1 protein-coding gene is annotated in these 775 nt (G+C 43.7%); it reads left to right on the plus strand.

The genetic code is table 11. The annotated features are described in order from the left end of the window. Window positions 1-105: 105 nt before the first annotated feature. Window positions 106-775 (plus strand): DUF6776 family protein (locus A3735_RS26425; protein WP_068638953.1); only part of this gene is annotated, 670 nt, incomplete at its 3' end.

The following is a 775-nucleotide window of genomic DNA, read 5'->3' on the forward strand; positions in this document are numbered from 1 at the left end:
TGGCCAGGCGATTCAGAACATGAATCTTATGTTTGGTTTTGATGAGATGATGGGCTTACAGCAAGTGGCATTGATGCCCTAACACCTAGGTGAGATTGTACTAGAATGGTAAAACGGAAAGCTGAAGATCGTCTGATTGTAGTTAAGCACAAGCCAGGTATTAAATTAAAACGGCGGGTGATTTTTGCAATTGGCATTTTGGTCATGGGCGTCCTAAGTTTTCTTTTGGGCGATTACCAAATAAAACAGGCACACGAAAAGGTCGTTCAAGAATTAGCAAAAGTTGCACAAGAGTATGCTGCTTTAAAAGAGGAAGAAGTCGCTTTACGGCAGCAAGTCGCAAACCTTGAAAGCGGTCGGACGATTGATGACCTGGCAAAGCAGGAAATTCAGGAGACGATCAGGGATTACAAGGCTCGCGTGTCGCAGTTAGAAAAGGACTTGTCATTTTATCAAAATATTATGGCGCCTTCAGATAACTCGCGAGGCTTACAAGTACAGAAAGCCGAGATTCAGCTAGGTGCAACGGATAGGCGTTTTGACTACAAAATTGTCTTAGCGCAAGTGGCTGATAACAAGAGCTACGTATCCGGGAATGTTGCGATTAACGTGATAGGTATGCAGGGCGAAGAAGAAACTGTTCTAGCCTTAAGAGATATATCAGAGCAGCAAACGGCTTTGGGTATCAAGTTTAAATTCAAGTATTTTCAGGATATAGCCGGAGATCTGCTGCTACCGAAAGGTTTTGTGCCGACAGGTATCCAAGTGGTTGCTC

Source organism: Oleiphilus sp. HI0061, from assembly GCF_001635675.1.